Source organism: Nocardioides sp. dk884 (genome assembly GCF_009557055.1).
GTDB lineage: Bacteria > Actinomycetota > Actinomycetes > Propionibacteriales > Nocardioidaceae > Nocardioides.
In genome coordinates, this window is the sequence record NZ_CP045649.1 from 3,371,613 (window position 1) to 3,390,497 (window position 18,885).

Sequence of the window (18,885 nt, forward strand, 5' to 3'; positions counted from 1 at the left end):
GGGATGGCTCAGGATGCGACCATCCCGAAGCCGCGGATCGGCAGGAGGTAGCCTGCCGCGCGGAGACATCAAGCGTCACGACGACCAGGAGTACAGGTGCCGGAGAGCAAGCCGTTGCAGAAGGTTCTCATCGCCAACCGCGGTGAGATCGCAGTCCGGGTCATCCGCGCGTGCAAGGACGCCGGGATCGGGAGCGTGGCGGTCTACGCCGAGCCCGACCGCGACGCAGTGTTCGTCCGCATGGCCGACGAGGCCCACTCGCTGCAGGGAGCGACCCCCGCGGAGTCCTACCTCGACATCGAGAAGATCATCGCGGTCGCGAAGAAGTCCGGCGCCGACTCGGTGCACCCGGGCTACGGCTTCCTCGCCGAGAACGCCCAGTTCGCCCAGGCCGTCCTCGACGCCGGGCTGATCTGGATCGGCCCGTCCCCCGAGGCGATCGACGCCCTGGGCGACAAGGCCAAGGCCAAGCACATCGCGCAGAAGGCCAACGCGCCCCTCGCGCCCGGCACCAAGGACCCGGTCAAGGACGCCGACGAGGTCGTCGAGTTCGCCAAGGCGAACGGCCTGCCGGTCGCGATCAAGGCCGTCTTCGGCGGCGGTGGCCGCGGCCTCAAGGTCGCCCGCACGCTCGAGGAGATCCCCGACGCCTACGAGTCCGCCGTCCGCGAGGCCGTCACCGCGTTCGGTCGCGGCGAGTGCCTGGTCGAGAAGTTCCTCGACCGCCCGCGCCACGTCGAGACCCAGTGCCTGGCCGACTCCCACGGCAACGTGGTCGTCATCTCGACCCGCGACTGCTCGCTGCAGCGTCGCCACCAGAAGCTGGTCGAGGAGGCGCCCGCGCCGTTCCTGACCGACGAGCAGGTCGAGAAGCTCTACACCTCCTCCAAGGCGATCCTGCGCGAGGCCGGCTACGTCGGCGCCGGCACCTGCGAGTTCCTCGTGGCCGCCGACGGCACCATCTCCTTCCTCGAGGTCAACACCCGCCTCCAGGTCGAGCACTGCGTCTCCGAGGAGGTCACCGGGATCGACCTGGTCCGCGAGATGTTCCGCATCGCCGCGGGCGAGGAGCTCGGGTACGACGACCCGGAGATCCACGGCCACTCCATCGAGTTCCGCATCAACGCCGAGGACGGCGGCCGCAACTTCATGCCGGCCCCCGGCACCCTCACCGAGTGGGCGCCGCCGCAGGGCCCCGGCATCCGCGTCGACGGTGGCTACGAGAAGGGCGAGACCATCCCGGGCTCGTTCGACTCCCTCATCGCCAAGCTCGTCGTCACCGGCCGCGACCGCACCCAGGCGCTGGAGCGCTCGCGCCGCGCCCTGGCCGAGTTCAAGGTCGACGGCATGCCCACGGTCATCCCGTTCCACGCCACCGTGGTGGAGGACCCGGCGTTCATCGGTGACGGCGAGAAGTTCGACGTCTACACGACCTGGATCGAGACCGACTTCGACAACCAGATCCAGCCGTACGCCGGCGACACCCCCGACGCCCCCGAGGCCGAGGACCGCCACACCGTCGTCGTCGAGGTCGGCGGGCGCCGCCTCGAGGTCGTCGTGCCCGGCGGGCTCGGCTCCATCGGCGGCGGCGCGACCAACGGCGCCAAGAAGCCGAAGCGCGCGGCGGGCAAGAAGGCCGGCGCCGCGGTCAGCGGCGACGCCGTGGCCAGCCCGATGCAGGGCACGATCGTCAAGATCGCCGTCGAGGAGGGCCAGGAGGTCGCCGAGGGCGACGTCGTGGTCGTCATGGAGGCGATGAAGATGGAGCAGCCGCTCAAGGCCCACAAGGCCGGCACCGTGACCGGGCTCAAGGCCGAGGTCGGCGCCACCGTCAGCAACGGCGAGGTCATCTGCGAGATCAAGGACTGAGCGATCCGCCTCTCGGGTAGTGACCGGCGGTGAACTCCGGCCCGCCGGCACCCCAGCCGCGTGACGACGAGCCCCTCGACGCCCCCACCTGGAGCGTCGAGGGGCTCGCCGCCGCCTTGCGCGAGGACCCCGTGATCGTCCAGGAGATCATGGGCAACGGGCAGCGCGACGCCGTCGACGACGCCCTCACCGAGCTCATCGACGGGGCCGACTTCCCGGTGTACGTCGCCCTGGTGCAGTCCCCCGGCGGGTTCGCCGACGACCGGCCCGAGGACGAGCTGGCCTCCCTGCTGCACGCCGAGATCGGCGAGGACGGGCTCTACGTCGTCTCGCTGAACCCCGACTTCGGCCACCTCGGCTGGCAGACGTACGGCGCCGAGGCCCCCGGAAAGTGGGACATCTACGACGTCAACGCGCCGTACGCCGACGACGCCTCGCCCAGCGCGGCCGGCGCGGCCGCCGAGCTGGTCGCGACCGCCCTCAACGACGCCGAGCCGCTGCCCGATGACCAGCTCGCGGAGTACCGCACCGGCGATCTCTGGGTGAACCGCGGCAGCACCCTCAGCGAGGACATCAGCGCACCGACCGAGGGCACCTACGCGGTGGTCGCCACCGGGCTGGGCGTCGGGGTGGCGATCGTCGCGTGGTTCGTGCTGCGCACCATCGCCCGCTGGCGTGAGCTCGCGCCCGGCACCGCCGTCGCCCGAGGCATCCCCACCGGCACCCGTCCCGACACCGTCGCGGACACCCCCGCCGCGCCGACGGCACAGGACGCGCGCCGCCGCGCCGAGAAGGAGCTGTCGGTCCTCGACCGCGCGCTGCTGCGACGCTCCGCCACCGGTCTGGACCCGACCGACGAGCAGCGCCTCGACGGCTCCCGCACCGCCGCCCGCACCCTGCTCGACACGGGTGAGGAGCGCGATGCCGACCTGCTCGAGTCCCTCGGCGCCCTGGTGCTGGTCCGCACCGCTCAACGACTGCTCGACCAGCCGAGCGCGGCGTACCGGCCCTGCTTCTTCAACCCCTGGCACGGGGAGGGCACCGCCCGGGTGGCCGCCCCCGTCGGCACCGGCGACGAGGTCGACCTGCCCGCGTGCGGGCGGTGCCGGCGCGCCCAGTCCCGGCCCGAGCTGGCCGACCCGCTGGTCGTGCGCGGCCGGCTGCGACGTCTGCGCCCCTACTGGGAGGGCGACGACGTGTGGGCGCGCACCGGCTTCGGCGCGATCAGCGACGACCTGTGGCGCACCGTGCTCGAGGACCGGCGGGCCACCCGATGAGCGCCCGCAAGCGCCCCCGCTCGGGCCATCCCGGGCGGACGCACGCCAACGCCAAGAAGGCGTCCACCGACAACCTCCTCGACCTCGCCCGGGGCGGGGTCGATCTGACCGGACGCCACGTCGTCGACCTCGGGCTCGCCTGCCTGCTCGGCCTCGGCGGCGCCGCGCTCGGCGTCCACCTGGTCGACCAGCGCGGCGAGCAGACCGCGCGCGAGCCCGGTGACCGGGTGCAGGGGGCGATCGCCGCGCTGCGCGAGGACCCCGTGTACGTCGCGCCCGACGGTCGCGACATGGTCTCGGTCGAGGGCGAACAGCGCCTCGAGCGGCTCATCGCCGACGCACCCGTGCCGGTGCACGTGCTGGTCTGGGAGTCCAGCAAGCAGGCCGGTCCCGAGCCGTACTCGTTCACCCTGCCCGACCAGCTGGCGACCGAGCTCGGCGAGCCGGGCATCTACATCGTCTGGCAGGGCCCCGAGGACGTCGGCGTCGACGTGCCCGAGGGCAAGCGGCTCGGGTGGGAGGTGCCCGACCTCGAGAACGTCGGCGACGCCGAGACCCAGCTGAGCGACTTCATCACCGGGCTGCCCGCCAGCGGCGCCCTCGAGGACGCCGAGTCCAACGACTACTGGGGCGGGGTCGGCGGCGGCATTGCCGCCGCCCTGCTGATGGTCGCGGCCCCCACCGCGGCCGGCGCCTACCTGCTCACCGGGCTGGCCCGCCTCGCCACCGGCCGCCCGTTCCGCAACCGCCCCCGCCCGGCCTCGAAGGGAACCCGATGACCGAGCCCAACCCCGTCGCCGAGATCGTGGCGGACCTGCGCGAGGACGGCGTCCACATCGGCCCAGGCATGGCGCGGCACGTGGACCCCGCCGAGGAGGCGGCCATCGAGGCGGCCGTCGCCCGCATCGACATACCCGTCCACGTGGTGGTCCGGGGGCTCGAGGAGGACGACATGTTCGCCGGTAGCGCCGGGGACATGCTCGTCCGGGCCCGCACCGAACTGGGGACCGACGGCTGGTTCGTCGCCCCCAAGTACATCTTCTCGACCGGGGACTACTCGCTCGAGATCGAAGAGTGGACCGGGGACGCGGGCCGCCTCGACCTGCCGTACGACGCCACGGGCATCGCGGAGTGGCTGCACCCCGACGACCTCGGCGCCGGCCTGGTCGCGCTGACCACGGCGATCGCCGACGGCACCGTCACGGCGAAGGCTGCCGAGGCCCGTGAGGCCTTCGACGCCCGACCCGACGCCACCACGACGACGACGGACACGGCCTCCGATCCCGATTCGGGCTGGGACGGTGCGGCCGGCCCGGTGGTCGGCGGTTTCGCGGTGACCGCGCTCGCGGTGACCGCCGTCCTCCTCATCCGTCTGTTCCGCCGCCGCGCAGGGGGCGGCGCCCTCGGGCGCGGCTCCGGGCGCGCCGCTCAGCGCTTCACGCTCCCGCCGTCGGTGCTGGAGCGGGTGCGCAGCGCCGACGACGCGCGGCTGCGCTCCCGGGCCGAGCAGGACGTCCTCGCGCTCGGCGAGCGCATCGACGGCACCCAGCTGACCAGGACGGCGAACGCCGACGCCTGGCAGGCGGCGCTGGACCACTACGACGCCGCCCGCCGGGTCCTGGGCCGCGACCCCGCCGCGTCGCCGGACCTGCTCGACGTGATCGGGGCGATCGTCCTGGCCGCCCGGGGCGGGGCAGCCCTCGACGCCGCCGGACGGGGCCGGGCCTTCTCCCCCGACGCCCCCTGCTTCCTCAACCCGCTGCACGGCAAGGCGGGGGCCCGGCGCAAGCTCGACGACGCCGGCCGCGCCCTCGACGTACCGGTGTGCGCGGCGTGCGGCAAGGACCTCGCCGCCGGGCGCCGCCCCGACATCCTCGACGTGGTGCGCGACGACGTGCCGGTGCACTACTTCGCCACCGACGCCGAGCCGTGGGCCTCGACCGGGTACGGCGCGCTGGAGCCGGACCTGCTGAGCGCCCTGCACGCCCGCCGGCCTCGCGGGCGCCGCTGAGCGGACCGCCCGCTGCAGGCACCTCGACCTCGTGCGGAAGCCGTCCGAGCGCCCGGCTAGCGTGTGCGCCATGTCCTCCCAGGCGCCGGTGACGAGCCGTGACGCGGTGCTCGGGCTGAGCGGTCCAGCACACCGATGATCCCAGCCGATGTCGCGTACCCGGACACCGTGGAGGCGCTCGCCGAGGCGCTGCGCACCGAGCCGGTCATCGTCCACGAGACGCTCGGCGGTGGCGACACCGCCGGGGCCCTCGAGCGGATCAGCCGGCTCGTGGAGCGGATGCCGTTCCGCACCTTCGTCGCCGTCATCGAGGCGCCGCCGGAGGTGGACGCGGGCATCGAGTCCGGCCACTACCTCGCCACCGCGCTGAGCCGGCGCATCGGCGAGCCAGGGCTCTACGTGGTCGCCACCGAGGACGCGGTCACCGGCGTCCAGGTGGTGGGCACCGACTGGGACCAGACGCACTTCTCCCTGCAGGCCGACATCGACCGGCAGCTGGTGACCGACGAGGCTGGGGTCACGATCCTCGCCCCCACGGTCGAGGCCGAGACGATCCTGCGCACCGCCTTGGCCGAGCCGGCGGGGCCGGACGACGAGCGGCCCTGGAGGGACCCGACGCTCGACGAGGAGACCGTCGAGGACCTCGTCGCCCGGGAGCAGGCGCTGGCGGCGTACGAGACCCCCGCCTGGTCCGAGGAGTACGCCGCGCCGGCGCCGCCCGTGGACTGGAGCGCCGACAAGCGCTGGATGGTCGGGTCCATGGTCGCCGGTCTGCTGCTCGCGGTGCTGCTGCAGTCCCTGCGCGGCTGGCCGGGCTGGCGCCGCCGCCCGGCCCCGGTCCCGGAGGTCCCCGCACCCGTCGTCCTGCCCCCGGACCTCGCCGAGGTCCGCGCGGAGGCGGACACCGGCCTCACCGAGCTGGCGGAGGCCCTCGTGAACGCTCCCGCGGGGCCGAGCCAGGTCCAGGCCGCGCTCGCCCGGGAGACGGCCGAGCCGCTGCTGCGCTCCGAGGACGTGCGCGACGTGGTCGGTGCCCTGGTGCTGGTCCGAGCCGGGCGGCACGCCCTGGTCAGCTCGGACCCCTACCGGCCGTGCTTCGTCAACGCCATACACGGCGCCGCGGAGCAGGTCGCCCAGTGGCAGTTCGGCGACGCCGAGATCGAGGTGCCGGTCTGCGCCGCGTGCCACCGCGCGTTCGTCAGCGAGCAGCCGCCGAGCGCCCTGGTGGTCCGGCGCGGCGGCCGGCTCCGGCCGTACTACGAGGAGGACAGCGTGTGGGCCCGCACCGGGTACGGCAGCCTCACCACGGACCTGGCCGACCTGGCCCGCCAGGTCGCCGGCGAGCGGCGGCTCCGGTGAGCGGGCGCCGCCGGCTGCGACCGGCCACCGCGGGACTCGCGCTCGTCGTCTCCCTGGGCGCCGGCCTGCTCGCCGGCGCCGTGCCCGGCCACCACCCGACGCCGGAGCCGGACCCCTACGACCAGGCAGTCCTGGCCGCGGCCGCTGCCTCCACTCCGGGCGACCGGGTGCAGGCCGCGATCGACGCCGTGCAGGAGACCGGTCTGCACATCGGCCCCGAGCTGCGCGGCGAGCTCGGCGCGGACGAGGTGGACCGGATCGAGGAGATCATCGCCGACGCACCGGTGCCGCTGTTCGTGGTCTGGTGGGAGGAGAGCTGGCAGGCGGGGTATTACCCGCCCGAGAGTGCGATGGACCAGCTGCGCGCCGGCGTCTTCCGCGAGGGGTTCTACGCGGTCGTGTCGCCGGGACGCCCGCCGTACCTCGCGGCGCTCGGCTACCAGGAGCCGCGGATCGAGGCCGACGGCACCGGCCGACCCGCTGCCGCCCTGACCCGGGTGGTCACCGAGCTGGCGGACACCGAGGCCGCCCGGCCCGGGGAGCCCCGACCCGGCTCGGACGACTGGGGCGGCGCCGGCGGCGGCCTCGCGGCCGGGTTGCTCTTCGCGCTCCTCGGCTACCTGGGGCTGCTGCTCGTGTTCGGCGTCCTGGGCGCCATGGCGTCCTCCCGCTCGCCCCGCACCCTGGAGGCCCGGCCATGACCTGGATCGACGAGCCGCTGCTGAAGGAGATCGAGGCCGAGCTCGGCGAGGACGGGGTCTGGGTCGCGCCCGACCTGCGCGCGGAGATCTCCCCCGCGCAGGAGGCGCGGCTCGAGGCCGCCGTCGCCGAGGCCGCCACCCCCACCTACGTCACGCTCGTCGAGCTCGACCACGACGATCTGACCGGCGGCAGCCCGGAGCAGCTGGCCGCCATGATCCGGGACGACACCGGCCGCTCGGGGTTCTACGTCGTGCCGGAGACACGCATCGACGACGAGCCGTACCGCCTCGAGATCGTGTCCTACCCCGACGACGCCGGGCTCTTCACCGCCTCCGCGGTCGCGCAGGCCGAGCACCCGAAGGACCTCGGCGCCCAGACGCTGCGGGCCCTGGAGCTGCTGGAGTCCGGCGACGCCGACCGGCTCTACGACGAGCTGAACGGCACCGGGACCGGCACCGGGTCGGGGACGGGGACCGTCCCGACCCCGGCTGCTCCGGCCGACGACAGCGGCGGCCCCGGCGTCACCGGCGTCCTGACCGCGGTGCTGGTCGTGGCCGTCGCGGTGGTCATCGGCGTACGCCGCCGGCGGCCACGCGCCGTGCCTCCGTCCGCCGCCGGGTCGCCCTTCACCCTGCCGCCGGCGGTGCTGAGCACCGTCCGCGCCGCCGAGGACCGACGCAACGAGGACAGTGCGCACGCCGATGTGCTCGCCCTCGGCGAGGCCATCGACGCCGCGCACCTCGACCCGCGCCACGCCGCCTCGCTGCCGGCCTGGCAGGCCGCGCTGGACCACTACGACGTCGCCCGCCGGATCCTCGACCGCGAGCACTCCCCCGCCGACGCGGTCGGCGCGATCGTGCTGGCCGGCCGCGGCAGGTCGGCGCTCGAGGCGGCCGTGCGCGGCCGCGGCTGGACCCCGGAGCCCGGGTGCTACTTCCACCCGCTGCACAACGGCCCCGTCGCCCCGGCGCGCTGGCACGACGGCGACGCCACGACCCGGGTGCCGGCCTGCACGGGGTGCACGCGCGCCCTCGAGGCCGGAGACGAACCGGCCGACGTCTTGGACTTCGTGGCCGACGGCCGGCCCGCCCACTACTTCCGCCTCGACCTCGGCCCGTGGAGCAGCACCGGCTACGGGTCCCTGGATCCCGACCTCCTCGGCCGGCTGACCGCCCGCGGCTGAGCACCGGTGCCCGCCCCCTAGGCTCGGGGCGTGCCCGACCTGCGCGATCCCCGTGAACGGGTCTGCCCCCGCGCACGCCTGATGTGGTGGTGCACCCACGCCATCGGCGCCGCGGTGCTGCTCGCCGCCCTGGTCGCGGGCGTCCTCCTCACCGACACCCTGCGCTGGTGGCTGGTCCCGCCGGTCGCCGTCGTCCTCACGGCGTACGCCGTGGCCGTGCCGCAGTGGCGCTACGTCGTGCACCGCTGGGAGGTCACCGACACGGCCGTCTACACCCAGACCGGGTGGTGGGCGCGCGAGCGCCGGATCGCGCCGATCTCGCGGGTGCAGACCGTCGACCTGGAGCAGGGCGCGATCGCGCGTCTCTTCGGGCTGGCCACGGTCACCGTGACCACCGCCTCCGCCGCCGGCGCGCTGGCGATCCCGGGTCTCGACGCCGAGGCTGCCCGCGCCCTCGTCGACGAGCTGACCTTGCGCGCCGACGCCACCCAGGCCGGGAGCCGGCCCTCGCCCCATCGCGCGGGGGACGACGCGACGTGAACGGCGAGACCGACGGCTGGCAGCGCCTCGACCGCCGGATGCTGCTGGTCAACCCGCTGCAGGAGCTGGTGAAGTTCCTGCCCGCGCTGCTCGGGCTGCTGGTCGCGGGCACCGCGATCGGCGGGCGCGGCTGGCAGCTGCTCGCCGTGGCGGTGCCGGTACTGCTCGGCGTCGTCCGCTATCTCACCACCCGGTTCCGCGTCGCCGAGGGGCGTGTCGAGCTGCGCCGCGGCCTGCTCAACCGGCGCACCCTGGCCGTGCCGGTCGACCGGGTCCGCACCGTCGACCTCACCGCCGGCCCGGTGCACCGGCTGCTCGGCCTGGTCACCGTGCGCATCGGCACCGGCACCGCCTCCTCGCGCGAGGAGGACGCCCTCGACCTCGACGGGCTGCCGGGCGCCACCGCGCGCACCCTGCGCGCCGCGCTGCTGCGCGCCCGCGACCCGCTGCCGGGCGGGACCGACGGCGTACCCGGCCCCGCCCCGACCGCGCACACGGTGCTGCGCCTGGACCCCGCCTGGGCTCGCTACGCCCCGCTCACCGGCACCGGGCTGGTGCTGCTCGCCGGTGTGGTCGGCGGCGCGTTCCAGCTGGCCACGACCCTCGGGCTGGAGCTGAGCCTGCGTGCCGAGGACCTGCCCGGCACCGACCTGCCCGTCGCCGGGTGGCTGGCCGTGGTCGCGGGGCTCGTCGTCGTGCTCCTGGTCGTCTCGGCGCTCGCGGTGGCGGCGTACCTGCTCACCAGCTGGGGGCTGGTCCTCACCCACCGGCCCGGGGCCTGGCACCTGGTCCGTGGCCTGCTCACCACCCGCGAGACCACGCTGGACGACGACCGGGTGGCCGGGGTGGTCCTGCACGAGCCGGCCGGTCTGCGGCTGGCCGGGGCCGCGCACCTGTCCGCGATCGTGACCGGCCTGGACCGCAGCCGCCCCGGCAGCGCCACCCTGGTCCCCCCGGCGCCCACGGCGGTCGCCGCCGGGGTGGGCGGCGAGGTCGTCGGCACGTCCGCCCCGCTGAGCGCCCCGCTCGTCGCGCACGGCCCGGCGGCGACGCGGCGGCGCTGGTCCCGCGCGCTCGGCCCGGCGGCGCTGGTCGCCGGGCTCGGGGTCGTGGCGTGGCTGGCCCTGCCGGTCGGACGCTGGGGTCTGACCCTGGCCGTGCTCGCCCTCCCGGTCGCCGCGGTGCTGGCCCACGACCGGTCCCGCGCGCTCGGTCACGCCCTCGTCGAGGGTCACCTGGTCGCCCGCTCCGGGAGCCTGACCCGCGCCCGCGAGGTGCTCGCCACCCGCCACGTCATCGGCTGGACCTTCCGCGACACCGTGATCCAGCGCCGGGCCGGCCTGCTCACGCTCACCGCGACCACCGCCGGAGGAGACCAGCAGGTCACCGTCCCCGACGTCCCACGCGGGCGCGCCGTGCACCTGGCCGACGACGCGGTGCCCGGCCTGCTGCACCAGTTCCTCGCCCCCTGAGCCGGGGCCCCGTCCACCGGCTGAGCAGCATCCGGGCGGTGCCGGGGACGGCCGCTCGAGCCCGATAGCGTGGGCCACATGTTCTCCAAGGTGCTGGTGGCAAACCGCGGCGAGATCGCGGTCCGAGCGTTCCGCGCGGCGTACGAGCTGAACGCCCGGACGGTGGCGGTCTTCCCCTACGAGGACCGCGGGTCCGAGCACCGACTGAAGGCCGACGAGGCCTACGAGATCGGCGAGCGCGGCCACCCGGTGCGCGCCTACCTCGACCCCGAGGGCATCGTCGCGACGGCCGTGCGCGCCGGCGCCGACGCGATCTACCCCGGCTACGGGTTCCTCTCCGAGAACCCCGCGCTCGCCGAGGCCTGCGCCAACGCCGGCATCACCTTCGTCGGCCCGAGCGCCGAGGTGCTGGAGCTGACCGGCAACAAGGCCCGCGCGATCGCGGCCGCCAAGGCGGCCGGTGTCCCGACGCTGGCCAGCGTCGAGCCCTCGACCGACGTGGACTCCCTCGTCGAGGCCGCCTCCGCGCTGCCCTACCCCCTCTTCGTCAAGGCGGTCGCCGGCGGCGGCGGCCGCGGCATGCGCCGCGTCGACGACCCGGCCAAGCTGCGCGAGGCCGTGGAGACCTGCATGCGCGAGGGCGAGGCCGCCTTCGGCGACCCGACCGTCTTCATCGAGCAGGCGGTGGTCGACCCGCGCCACATCGAGGTGCAGATCCTCGCCGACGGCGCCGGCAACGTCATCCACCTCTTCGAGCGCGACTGCTCGGTGCAGCGTCGCCACCAGAAGGTCGTCGAGATCGCCCCGGCCCCCAACCTCGACCCCGACCTGCGCGCGCGCATGTGCGCCGACGCGGTGCGCTTCGCCCGCGAGATCGGCTACCGCAACGCCGGCACCGTCGAGTTCCTCCTCGACCCCGCCGGCAACTACGTCTTCATCGAGATGAACCCCCGCATCCAGGTCGAGCACACCGTGACCGAGGAGGTCACCGACGTCGACCTCGTGCAGGCCCAGCTGCGCATCGCCGCCGGCGAGACCCTGGCCGACCTCGGTCTGAGCCAGGACACGATCGTGCTGCGCGGAGCCGCGCTGCAGTGCCGGATCACCACCGAGGACCCGGCCAACAACTTCCGCCCGGACACCGGGATGATCACCACCTACCGCTCCCCCGGCGGCGCTGGCGTGCGCATCGACGGCGGTACGACCTACACCGGCGCCGAGGTGTCCGCGCACTTCGACTCGATGCTGGCCAAGCTCACCTGCCGCGGGCGCACCTTCGAGAAGGCCGTCGAGCGGGCCCGCCGCGCGATCGCGGAGTTCCGCATCCGCGGCGTCTCCACCAACATCGCGTTCCTCCAGGCCGTGCTCGCCGACCCCGACTTCATCGCCGGCAACGTCACGACCTCCTTCATCGAGACCCACCCCCAGCTGCTCCAGGCGCGCCGCTCCGGCGACCGCGGCACCAAGCTGCTGACCTACCTCGCCGAGGTCACGGTCAACCAGCCGCACGGCCCGGCGCCGGTCAAGGTGGACCCGGCCAGCAAGCTGCCGGCCACCAACCTCGAGGTCCCCGCGCCCGACGGCACCCGCCAGCTGCTGCTCGAGGTCGGCCCCGCGGAGTTCGCGCGCCGCCTGCGCGCCCAGGACCGGGTCGCCGTCACCGACACCACCTTCCGCGACGCCCACCAGTCGCTGCTCGCCACCCGGGTGCGCACCCGCGACCTGCTGACGGTCGCGCCGCACGTCGCGCGCACCACCCCCGAGCTGTGGTCGCTGGAGGCGTGGGGCGGCGCGACGTACGACGTGGCGCTGCGCTTCCTCGGCGAGGACCCGTGGGAGCGGCTCTCGGCGCTGCGCCAGGCGGTGCCCAACATCTGCCTGCAGATGCTGCTGCGCGGGCGCAACACCGTCGGCTACACGCCGTACCCGACCAAGGTCACCGACGCCTTCGTGCAGGAGGCGGCGGCCAGCGGCCTGGACGTGTTCCGCATCTTCGACGCGCTCAACGACGTCGAGCAGATGCGTCCCGCGATCGACGCGGTGCTGGCCACCGGCACGAGCGTCGCGGAGGTCGCGCTGTGCTACACCGGCGACCTGTCGGACCCGGACGAGCAGATCTACACCCTCGACTACTACCTGCGCCTGGCCGAGAAGATCGTCGACGCGGGCGCCCACGTGCTGGCGATCAAGGACATGGCCGGCCTGCTGCGCGCCCCGGCCGCGCGTCGCCTGGTCACCGCGCTGCGGGCCAACTTCGACCTGCCGGTCCACCTGCACACCCACGACACCCCCGGCGGCCAGCTCGCGACGCTGACCGCCGCGATCGACGCCGGCGTCGACGCGGTCGACGCCGCCTGCGCGGCCGTGGCCGGCACCACCTCCCAGCCGGCGCTGTCCGCGCTGGTCTCGGCGACCGACCACTCCGAGCGCGAGACCGGCCTGTCGCTGGCCGCGGTCAACGCGCTGGAGCCGTACTGGGAGGCGACCCGCCGCGTCTACGCGCCGTTCGAGTCGGGCCTGCCCGCCCCCACCGGCCGGGTCTACCGCCACGAGATCCCCGGCGGCCAGCTCTCCAACCTGCGCCAGCAGGCGATCGCGCTGGGCCTGGGCGAGAAGTTCGAGCAGATCGAGGACATGTACGCCGCGGCGAACGACATCCTCGGCAACGTCCCGAAGGTGACGCCGTCCTCGAAGGTGATCGGCGACCTCGCGCTCTCCCTCGTCGCGGCCGACGCCGACCCCGCCGAGTTCGCGGAGAACCCGCAGAGGTTCGACATCCCCGACTCGGTCATCGGTTTCCTCAGCGGCGAGCTGGGCGACCCGCCCGGCGGCTGGCCCGAGCCGTTCCGCACCAAGGCGCTCGAGGGGCGCAGCTGGAAGATGCAGGACAAGGAGCTCACCGCCGAGCAGGAGGAGGCGCTCGACGGTACCCCCGGGGAGAGCCGTCCGCTGCGCCGGCGCACTCTCAACGAGCTGCTGTTCCCCGCGCCGACCCGCTCGTTCAACGAGTCGCGGGCGACGTACGGCGACATCTCGGTGCTGCCGACCCTGGACTACCTCTACGGCCTGCGCTTCGGCGAGGAGCACCGCGTGGACCTCGAGCCGGGCGTCACCCTGCTGCTCGGCGTGCAGGCGATCAGCGAGCCCGACGAGCGCGGCTTCCGCACCGTCCTGGCGCTGATCAACGGTCAGCTGCGCCCGGTGAGCGTGCGCGACACCAGCGTCGCCTCCGAGGCGGCCACCGCCGAGAAGGCCGACTCCTCCCAGCCCGGCCACGTCGCGGCGCCGTTCCAGGGCGTGGTGAGCGTCGTCGTCGTGGCCGGCGACAAGGTCTCCGCCGGTGACACGGTCGCCACCATCGAGGCGATGAAGATGGAGGCGGCGATCACCGCGCCGATCAGCGGCACCGTCGAGCGGCTGGCGATCACCGGCACCCAGTCCGTCGAGGGCGGCGACCTGGTGCTGGTCGTCTCCTGATCCGGTCGGTCCCCCTCCGGGGGGTAGGCCGGGTAGTCCGACACACCAGGGTCGTGAATCGCGCGATCCACGACCCTGGTGTGTCGGACTACCGCACGGGACGGCGCTACGCGGCCGCCGGGAGCACGCCGGCGAAGCGGAGCAGGTCGCTGATCGTCGCGATCACGCCGCCGTCCTCGAAGCGGACCCCGGCCGCCGGCGACCAGCCCCCGGGAGACGCCAGGAAGCCGTACGGGTCGGCGATCACCTGGCCGATGATCGTCTCGCAGACGATCCGGCTGCCGACCTCGCCCAGGGTGTTGCCGTTCCCCTGGACCTCGGCCTCCTTGAGCACGTAGAACCACAGCGGCGTACGCGTCAGCAGGTCCGCGCCCTCGGCGCGCAGCGCGTCGTTGACCGTCACCGGGTTGTCCTGGAGCAGCTGCTGCGGGGCCAACGGGGCCGCGCCCATCGCCTCGGCCACCGCCTGCCCGGTGGGGAGGTTCAGCAGGTAGCCGCGCAGCAGGTTGCGCACCGCCAGCCGCTTCTGGATCTGCCGCATCGACGGGGACAGCTCCGGGCTGTTGCCCTCGTTGCCCAGGTCGCGCAGGGTCGGCGCGAGCCGCGTGTCGATGCGTCGGGCGAACTGGTCGGGCACCGTGCTGCCCTTGTCGACCATCCGGTCCCACTCGATGATCCAGTTGAACGGCAGCACCGCCGTGTCACCGCGGAACGGCGGGACGGCGCCGCCGGTGAAGGCGAAGAGCAGCGAGAACGGCGCCGCGGGCAGCACCCCCGCGCCCCTCCCGAAGTTGCGGTTGAAGTCGTACACGTCGCGCACCATGCTGTGCCCGAAGCGGTATGCCGCGCCGGAGAACTCCAGCGGCTGCACCGGCGTCGAGCTCGAGGCGTGGAAGTGGTGCGGGCCGGCCAGCAGCACCTGGTCGGCCATGCCGGCCAGGCACACGGTCTTCAAGAAGTCGTGGACCACCAGCCACTGGTAGTGCCAGGTGACCAGCTGCCGCGCCCGGGCGAAGGTCTGCGCCGGGCTCTGGCCGTACGCCGGCTCGTGGGCCTCCACCCAGTCCACCACCGCGTTGTGGAAGCGGAGCAGGGCCACGTGCAGCTGGGCGACGATGAGGTTCTCGTCGTTGCGGCCGTCGCCGATCCGCGCCACCGAGCCGTCCCGCGGCAGGTCCCGCGCCAGGTCGTCGACCGGTGGGATCCGCTGCCCGGGGATCGAGCCCGCCGGATCGGTCGTGGTCACGGCCGCCTCGCCGAGCGCGAACCGGATCCCGTCGTAGAAGCCGGCCGCCTGGGTCGTCGCGCCGTCCAGCGCCGGGCCGTCGCCGTAGAGCGAGTCCAGGTCGAGGGCGGGGTGGCGCAGGTTGCGCATCGCGGTCCGGACGACGTCCGGGTCCAGGGGTGCGAGGTCGTCGCGGGTGAGGTCGAAGGCGACCGGGTCGCTCTCCGTGGCGGCGGTCATGTCGTGGTCGATGAACTGACCCCAGTAGGTGTAGACGGGCGGGTTCACCGAGTTGTGCTGGCCCTGGAGCGGGTCGAGCGAGGAGGGCGGGTCCTCGACCATCCCGGCGCCGAGGTCGCGCAGCGCGCGTACGACGGTGGCCCGGACCTCGGTGGTGCCGGCCGGGAGGTGGGAGTCGGCACTCCCCACGAGCGCGGGGAACAGGTAGTCGAACGCGGTCGTCCGGGGCTCGGACTCCGCGGGGAGCGCAGCGCTGAGCAGGGACACCCCGGCGTCGCGTCGGTCGGCGTCCTGCGCCTGCGGCGCGGTGTCGGGGACGGCGTGACCACCGTGATGGAGGTGGCCGAGCACGTAGCGCGGGTGGGCGCGGGCGTCGAAGTCGGGGGCCGGTGCCCCCGGGGTGGAGGCGGGCGTGGTGGATGTGGTCATGACGGGACCCTCGGGGTCGGGTGGGGGCTCTCCAGGAGGTCGCCGCAGCGGCGACCGCGGGGCCGCAGGGCCGGGCGCACACAGAGGTGAGCCGAGGCCGGCCACCCGTGCCGGCACCTGGGACTCTTCGGGGATCTCGACCGAGGCGTGCTCGCCCGGGCGATCTTTCGAGACTCCACCGCGGCCACCGGCACCGCAACCACCGCGCTAGACCGATGGCACCTGGCTGCGCGTCACGTCCCCTGTTGTGGGGAACTGACGTGCCGTTTCGTCCCTGTCGCGCGGATCTGTGGTGGGGAGGCGCCCCGACCCCGCCGTACGGCTCAGCCCACCGGGCGGAACCAGGTCGAGCGCAGCCCGAGGTAGGAGCGCACCTGGTCGCCGGTCGGGGTGACCGCGCCGTCGCGGAACACGATCCGCATGCGGCTCACCCGCCCGCCCCACGTGCCGTTGCCGTTGCGGGCGGTGACCGCCACCGACTGCAGGGGGCCGAGGCCGGGCCAGACCCGCTCGAAGTCAGCGGCCGAGACGGTGGCGCGCCAGGGGTTGATCGGGTCCCAGCGGTCCTCGCGGTCCTGGAGGTAGGGGAACTGCCCGCCCATGGTCCAGCCGCCGTTGCTGGAGCTGAACTGGGTGAAGGCGGGGGTGCCGCCGTGCAGCAGCACCTCGCCGCGGGTCGCGTCGATGGCCGCGTTGGAGGCCGGGTGCTCGGCCGAGGCGCCGCCGTACACCTGGCAGCTGGTGGTGTCGCAGATCTGGTAGTGCCGGGCGAGCGGACGACGCCGCTCGAAGGCGGCGTAGGTGCGCGCCGCGACCGCCTGGGCCCGCACCGCGTCGGCCTTCCACAGCGCCGGCACCTCCTGGGGCACCACGCCCTTGAGGTAGTGGTGCAGGGTCACGATGTTGACGGTGTCGCGCGTGCGGGTCCCCGGCTGGGCGCTGGCCGAGCGCAGCGCGCCGCGGTAGGCCACGGCGCCGCTGGGCGTGCGCAGCGTGACCGGGCGGTTGCCGGCGGCGAACTGGGCGTCGCCGGCGACGGTGCGCCAGGTGCGCCAGGCGCCGGTGCGCTTCTTGAAGTCCACCCGGGTGCGGGTCGCACCCGCCGCCACCAGGCGCCACCGCTTCGCGGCGGGGCGCGCCTGGGAGAGGTCCCAGGTGCGTCCGGCGCCCAGGCCGGTGACGCTCAGCCCGGGTCGGGCATCGACGAGGACGTCGTCGCTGGTGTCGGCGGTGATGTGCACCGAGACCTTGCCGGCCGCCTTCCCCCAGGTCGTGCCGGGGTAGTAGAAGTCGAGGATCTCGCGGTAGCCCACGCCCTTCTCGGCCGCCACCTTCGCGCCGTACTGCGACAGGCCCTTGCCGTGGCCGTAGCCGCGGCCCTCGAAGGTCACCGAGGCGAGCTTCTTGGCGCGCTGCGGCGGCTCCTCGGCCCTGCCGACGGCCCCTGCGGGCAGCGCGGGGACCAGGGCGGCGATCACGGCGAGGCCGATGCCGACCGCGATGCCGGCGACGAGCATGCGAAGACGAGGTGACATGTCACTCCCGGGACGAGCGGCCGGAGCCGCGGTACGTCGGTCCCGGCCGTTTGTACCAGTGATCCGGGCGACACGCCGAGGCCGCGGGGCGGCCCCGGCGTGCGCGAGGGTACGTCGGGTGGCGGGTCAGCCGCGCCGGTGCAGGCGCCGCGCCGCCTCGGCGACCGAGCCGCTCATCGAGGGATAGACGGTGAACGCGCCGGCCAGCTGGTCGGCGGTCAGCGACTCCGCGACCGCGATCGAGACCGGGTGGATCAGCTCGCTGGCACGCGGGCCGACCACGACGCCGCCGACCACGATGCCGGTGCCGACGCGGCAGAACAGCTTCACGAAGCCGTCGTGGACGCCCTGCATCTTCGCGCGGGGGTTGCCCGACAGCGGCAGCATGATGGTCTCGGCGTCCATCTCGCCGTTCTCGACCGCCTGCTGGGAGATGCCGACGGTGGCGATCTCCGGGGCGGTGAAGACGTTGGAGGAGACCGCCTTGAGGTTGAGCGGGTGCACGGCGTCGCCGAGGAAGTGCGCCATCGCGATCCGGCCCTGCATGGCCGCGACGGAGGCGAGCATCAGCACGCCGGTGCAGTCGCCCGCGGCGTACACCCCGCGCGCGGAGGTGCGCGAGACCCGGTCGACGTAGACGAAGCCGCCGTCCTTGAGCAGCACGCCGGCCTCCTCCAGGCCGATGCCCTGGGTGTTCGGCACCGAGCCGAGCGCGAGGATGCAGTGCGAGCCCTGGACCTTGCGGCCGTCGGTGAGGGTGACGGTGACGACGTCGCCGTCGCGCTGCACCGACTCCATCCGCGACTTCGAGAGCACGGTCATGCCCCGGCGGCGCAGGACGTCCTCGAGCACCGTCGCCGCGTCGGCGTCCTCGCCGGGCAGCACCCGGTCGCGCGAGGAGACCAGGGTGACCGGGATGCCGAGGTTGAGGTAGGCGCTGGCGAACTCCGCGCCGGTGACACCGGAGCCGACCACGATCAGCTCGGTGGGCACCTCGGTGAGGTCGTAGACCTGCTCCCAGGTGAGGATCCGCTCGCCGTCGGGCTGCGCGGAGGGCAGGGTGCGCGGGGCCGCGCCGGTGGCGACCAGCACCGCGTCGCCCTCGATGGTCTCCTCGCCGCCGTCGGCGAGCGAGGCGATCACCCGCCCGGGACCGTCGAGACGGCCCCGGCCCGAGACGATGCGGACGCCGTCACGGGTCAGGCGGCGGTGGATGTCGCGCGACTGGTCGGCCGCGAGCTGCTTGACCCGCGCGTTGACCCGCTCGAGGTCGACGCGGATCTCGGTGGCCGTGCCGCCGCCCTGGTCGGCGAACGAGACCCCGAGCTCCGCGGCGCCGGAGAGGTCGCTCATGACCTCCGCCGTCGCGATCAGGGTCTTGCTCGGGACGCAGTCGGTGAGCACGGCGGAGCCGCCGAGACCGTCGGAGTCGACGATCGTGACCTCGGCTCCCAGCTGTGCGGCGACCAGCGCCGCCTCGTACCCGCCGGGGCCGCCGCCGAGGATCACTGCCCGGTCAATCGCCATCGTGTGTTCGCGCTCCTGCTTCCTGGTGCTGCTGACCGT

General features: G+C 74.4%; 13 protein-coding genes. 10 read left to right on the forward strand and 3 right to left on the reverse strand.

What is annotated here, in order from left to right:
* Positions 1-114 precede the first annotated feature (114 nt).
* The 10 genes from GFH29_RS16215 (at position 115) to GFH29_RS16260 (ending at position 13,890) form a co-directional block, all read left to right on the forward strand.
* Positions 115-1,869, forward strand: coding sequence for a biotin carboxylase N-terminal domain-containing protein (locus GFH29_RS16215; protein ID WP_153337445.1), 1,755 nt, complete (start codon positions 115-117; stop codon positions 1,867-1,869).
* A 29-nt stretch (positions 1,870-1,898) separates the two neighbouring features.
* Positions 1,899-3,146 carry a hypothetical protein gene (locus tag GFH29_RS16220; RefSeq protein WP_153324817.1) on the forward strand — a complete coding sequence of 416 codons (1,248 nt, stop codon included), beginning with the start codon at positions 1,899-1,901 and terminating at the stop codon, positions 3,144-3,146.
* The gene (locus GFH29_RS16225) at positions 3,143-3,925 is read left to right on the forward strand and encodes a hypothetical protein (protein WP_153324818.1); all 783 of its coding nucleotides are present in this window, start codon (positions 3,143-3,145) and stop codon (positions 3,923-3,925) included. The genes GFH29_RS16220 and GFH29_RS16225 overlap by 4 nt, the downstream gene beginning before the upstream one ends.
* On the forward strand, positions 3,922-5,157 hold the full coding sequence (locus GFH29_RS16230; RefSeq protein WP_153324819.1) for a hypothetical protein: 1,236 nt from the start codon (positions 3,922-3,924) through the stop codon (positions 5,155-5,157). The genes GFH29_RS16225 and GFH29_RS16230 overlap by 4 nt, the downstream gene beginning before the upstream one ends.
* A 135-nt stretch (positions 5,158-5,292) precedes the next feature.
* Positions 5,293-6,516 carry a hypothetical protein gene (locus tag GFH29_RS16235; protein ID WP_153324820.1) on the forward strand — a complete coding sequence of 408 codons (1,224 nt, stop codon included), beginning with the start codon at positions 5,293-5,295 and terminating at the stop codon, positions 6,514-6,516.
* Entirely contained in the window at positions 6,513-7,217 is a 705-nt protein-coding gene (locus GFH29_RS16240; RefSeq protein ID WP_153324821.1) for a hypothetical protein, read from the forward strand. The genes GFH29_RS16235 and GFH29_RS16240 overlap by 4 nt, the downstream gene beginning before the upstream one ends.
* Positions 7,214-8,401, forward strand: a complete 1,188-nt coding sequence (locus GFH29_RS16245; protein ID WP_153324822.1) for a hypothetical protein — start codon at positions 7,214-7,216, stop codon at positions 8,399-8,401. The genes GFH29_RS16240 and GFH29_RS16245 overlap by 4 nt, the downstream gene beginning before the upstream one ends.
* A 30-nt stretch (positions 8,402-8,431) precedes the next feature.
* The gene (locus GFH29_RS16250) at positions 8,432-8,941 is read left to right on the forward strand and encodes a PH domain-containing protein (RefSeq protein ID WP_228387558.1); all 510 of its coding nucleotides are present in this window, start codon (positions 8,432-8,434) and stop codon (positions 8,939-8,941) included.
* The gene (locus GFH29_RS16255) at positions 8,938-10,413 is read left to right on the forward strand and encodes a PH domain-containing protein (protein ID WP_153324823.1); all 1,476 of its coding nucleotides are present in this window, start codon (positions 8,938-8,940) and stop codon (positions 10,411-10,413) included. The genes GFH29_RS16250 and GFH29_RS16255 overlap by 4 nt, the downstream gene beginning before the upstream one ends.
* Before the next feature lie 78 nt (positions 10,414-10,491).
* Positions 10,492-13,890 carry a pyruvate carboxylase gene (locus GFH29_RS16260; RefSeq protein WP_153324824.1) on the forward strand — a complete coding sequence of 1,133 codons (3,399 nt, stop codon included), beginning with the start codon at positions 10,492-10,494 and terminating at the stop codon, positions 13,888-13,890.
* A 106-nt stretch (positions 13,891-13,996) separates the two neighbouring features.
* Here GFH29_RS16260 and GFH29_RS16265 read toward each other — a convergent pair whose 3' ends face one another.
* The 3 genes from GFH29_RS16265 to GFH29_RS16275 form a co-directional block, all read right to left on the reverse strand.
* On the reverse strand, positions 13,997-15,784 hold the full coding sequence (locus GFH29_RS16265) for a peroxidase family protein (RefSeq protein WP_153324825.1): 1,788 nt from the start codon (positions 15,782-15,784) through the stop codon (positions 13,997-13,999).
* Between the two features lie 323 nt (positions 15,785-16,107).
* Positions 16,108-17,319, reverse strand: a complete 1,212-nt coding sequence (locus GFH29_RS16270; RefSeq protein WP_153324826.1) for a SpoIID/LytB domain-containing protein — start codon at positions 17,317-17,319, stop codon at positions 16,108-16,110.
* A 126-nt stretch (positions 17,320-17,445) separates the two neighbouring features.
* Complete coding sequence (locus tag GFH29_RS16275) at positions 17,446-18,840, reverse strand: NAD(P)H-quinone dehydrogenase (protein ID WP_228387911.1); 1,395 nt, start codon at positions 18,838-18,840, stop codon at positions 17,446-17,448.
* Positions 18,841-18,885 lie beyond the last annotated feature (45 nt).

What these genes read in the sequence shown, in the direction of transcription:
- GFH29_RS16230 (WP_153324819.1), top strand. Translation starts at nt 3,922, where the DNA reads ATGACCGAGCCCAACCCCGTCGCCGAGATCGTGGCGGACCTGCGCGAG.
- GFH29_RS16235 (WP_153324820.1), top strand. Translation starts at nt 5,293, where the DNA reads ATGATCCCAGCCGATGTCGCGTACCCGGACACCGTGGAGGCGCTCGCC.
- GFH29_RS16260 (WP_153324824.1), top strand. Translation starts at nt 10,492, where the DNA reads ATGTTCTCCAAGGTGCTGGTGGCAAACCGCGGCGAGATCGCGGTCCGA.
- GFH29_RS16245 (WP_153324822.1), top strand. Translation starts at nt 7,214, where the DNA reads ATGACCTGGATCGACGAGCCGCTGCTGAAGGAGATCGAGGCCGAGCTC.
- GFH29_RS16225 (WP_153324818.1), top strand. Translation starts at nt 3,143, where the DNA reads ATGAGCGCCCGCAAGCGCCCCCGCTCGGGCCATCCCGGGCGGACGCAC.
- GFH29_RS16265 (WP_153324825.1), bottom strand. Translation starts at nt 15,784, where the DNA reads ATGACCACATCCACCACGCCCGCCTCCACCCCGGGGGCACCGGCCCCC.
- GFH29_RS16270 (WP_153324826.1), bottom strand. Translation starts at nt 17,319, where the DNA reads ATGTCACCTCGTCTTCGCATGCTCGTCGCCGGCATCGCGGTCGGCATC.